We start from the raw sequence: 2,678 nt of genomic DNA on the forward strand, positions 1-2,678 counted from the left end.
GCCGCAGGTGTCCAACCTGTTCAAACGCGAGACGATGTCCGGCGAGTTCCTGCAGATCAACACCTATCTGGTACGCGAGCTCAAAGCCCGCGGGCTCTGGACCGCGCCGGTGCGCGAGCTGATCAAGCGCGCCGAGGGATCGGTGCAGGGCATCGCCGACCTGCCCGACGACGTCCGGCAGCTGTTCCGCACGGCCTGGGAGCTGCCGCAGAAGGCGCTGATCGAGTTGGCCGCCGCCCGGCAGCCGTTCGTCGACCAGTCGCAGTCGCTGAACCTGTTCCTGAGCGCGCCGACCATCGGCAAGCTCTCCTCGATGTATCTGTACGCCTGGAAATCCGGGCTGAAGACGACCTACTACCTGCGTTCGCGCCCGGCGACGCGCATTCAGCAGGCCACCGTCTCGATCGCGCCGAAGGTCGCGGCCGCCGACGAGGAAGCAGTCGCCTGTTCCCTGGAAAATCCCGAGTCCTGCGAGGCCTGCCAATGACCGCGATCCCCGAAGCACGCACGTCCACCGAGCAGCGGCCGCAGATGCTGCTCGATCCCGGCATGGATCTGACGTTGCGGCCGATGCGGTACCCGCACTTCTTCGACCGGTTCAGGGACGCCATCAAGAACACCTGGACGGTCGAGGAGGTCGACCTGCACTCCGACCTCGCCGATCTGGCCAAGCTGTCGCCGGCCGAGCAGCACCTGGTGTCGCGGCTGGTCGCCTTCTTCGCGACCGGCGACACCATCGTCGCCAACAACCTGGTCCTCAACCTGTACCAGCACGTGAACTCGCCGGAGGGCCGGCTCTACCTGTCGCGGCAGCTGTTCGAGGAGGCCGTGCACGTCCAGTTCTATCTGAACCTGCTCGACACGTACGTGCCCGACGAGAAGGAGCGGTTCGAGGCCTTCGCCGCGGTGGAGAACATCCCGTCGATCGCCCGCAAGGCGGAGTTCTGCTTCACGTGGATCGACTCGATCTACGAGATGCGCTCACTTCAGTCGCGCGAGGACCGGCGGGCGTTCCTGCTCAACGTGATCTGTTTCGCGGCCTGCATCGAGGGCCTGTTCTTCTACGGCGCCTTCGCGTACGTGTACTTCCTGCGATCCCGGGGCGTGCTGCAGGGACTCGCGTCGGGCACCAACTGGGTGTTCCGTGACGAGTCGATGCACATGGCCTTCGCCTTCGACGTGGTGGAGACGGTCCGGGCGGAAGAGCCGGACCTCTTCGACGCCGACATGGAGCAGCAGGTGAAGGACATGCTGGCCGAGGCCGTGGAGTGCGAGGTGCAGTTCGCCGAGGACCTCCTCGAGCAGGGCGTGTCCGGCATGTCCCTGGCCGACATGCGCGAGTACCTGCAGCACGTCGCCGACCGGCGGCTCGCCGTCCTCGGCATCGACGCGATGTACGGCAGCAGGAACCCGTTCGCCTTCATGGAGCTGCAGGACGTCCAGGAGCTGTCCAACTTCTTCGAACGCAAGGTGTCGGCCTATCAGGTCGGCGTCTCCGGCACGGTCAGCTTCGACGACGACTTCTGACGCGTAGGATCGGATCCAGTGTTGGTTCGCCCCCGCCCGCTGGCGGGCGGGGGCGTCGCAAGAGGGAACCCGGTGGGATTCCGGGACTGCCCCGCAGCCCAGACGGCCGCTGAGCTGCGGGCCGGTGTGTGGCAGACGCTCCGCGACGCGCGACTGGACGCCATCCCGTCCAACACCTTCTCCTACTACGACCACGTCCTCGACACGGCCGTCGCGGTCGGCGCGATTCCGGAGCGGTTCCGCCGCCTCGGACTGTCCGATCTGGACACCTATTTCGCGATGGCCCGGGGCGTCGACTCCGAGCCCGCGCTCGAGCTGACCAAATGGTTCGACACCAACTACCACTATCTCGTCCCCGAGATCGATCCCGACACCGCGTTCGAGGCCGACCCCGGCAAACCCCTCGGGGAGTACGCCGAGGCGAAGCGGCTCGGCATCGAAACCCGGCCGGTGCTGGTCGGGCCGGCCACGTTCCTGCTGCTGTCCAAGGGTTCCGGAGGCTCGGATCCGTTCGCGCGGCTGGACGACCTGGTCACCACCTACGCCGACATCCTCGCCGCGCTGGCGAAATCCGGCGTGCAATGGGTGCAGCTGGATGAGCCCGCCTATGTCACCGATCGCACCCCGGCCGAAATCGATGCCCTGCGAGCCGTCTACTCGACGTTGGGCAAATTGAACGGGCGGCCGAAGATCTTCGTCGCCACGTACTTCGGTGAGCTGGGCGACGCGCTGCCGGCCCTGCTCGCCACACCGGTCGAGGCGATCGGGCTGGATCTGTTCGCTGGTAAGGGAAACCTGGAACGGCTGGCGGGCGCCGGTCCGCTGCGCGGCAAGACTATCGTCGCCGGGCTGGTGGACGGGCACAACGTGTGGCGTACCGATCTGCGGGCCGCCGCGGTCACCGGCGCCACCGTTGCCGGGCTGGCCGACCACGTCGCCGTGTCCACGTCGTGCTCGCTGCTGCACGTACCCGTCGATCTCACCGCCGAGACCACCCTCGAGCAGGACCTGACCGCCCGGCTCGCCTTCGCCCGGCAGAAGGTCGACGAAGTCGTCCTGCTCGGCCGCGCCCTGCGGGACGGCACCGCCGATCTGCCCGCGCCGCTCCCGCCGATCCCGGACGCGTGGCGGCACGACGACGTCCGTGCCCG

1 protein-coding gene, 2 pseudogenes and 1 riboswitch are annotated in these 2,678 nt (G+C 67.6%); all 3 genes and pseudogenes read left to right on the forward strand.

Annotation, left to right across the window (positions count from 1 at the left end):
* Window positions 1-487, forward strand: a pseudogene (locus AB0M20_RS36820) (ribonucleoside-diphosphate reductase subunit alpha); the annotation flags it as partial.
* The gene (locus AB0M20_RS36825) at window positions 484-1,527 is read left to right on the forward strand and encodes a ribonucleotide-diphosphate reductase subunit beta (protein ID WP_364305337.1); all 1,044 of its coding nucleotides are present in this window, start codon (window positions 484-486) and stop codon (window positions 1,525-1,527) included. The pseudogene AB0M20_RS36820 and the gene AB0M20_RS36825, both read left to right, overlap by 4 nt.
* Window positions 1,528-1,546: 19 nt before the next feature.
* Window positions 1,547-1,664, forward strand: a riboswitch (cobalamin riboswitch).
* Window positions 1,654-2,678, forward strand: a pseudogene (locus AB0M20_RS36830) (5-methyltetrahydropteroyltriglutamate--homocysteine S-methyltransferase); the annotation flags it as partial. (Overlaps the previous riboswitch by 11 nt.)

The organism is Actinoplanes sp. NPDC051633, assembly GCF_040681735.1.
Classification (GTDB): Bacteria; Actinomycetota; Actinomycetes; order Mycobacteriales; family Micromonosporaceae; genus Actinoplanes.

Bases quoted from the DNA above. Each gene is read 5' to 3' on its own strand.
- AB0M20_RS36825 (WP_364305337.1), top strand. From the start codon at position 484: ATGACCGCGATCCCCGAAGCACGCACGTCCACCGAGCAGCGGCCGCAG.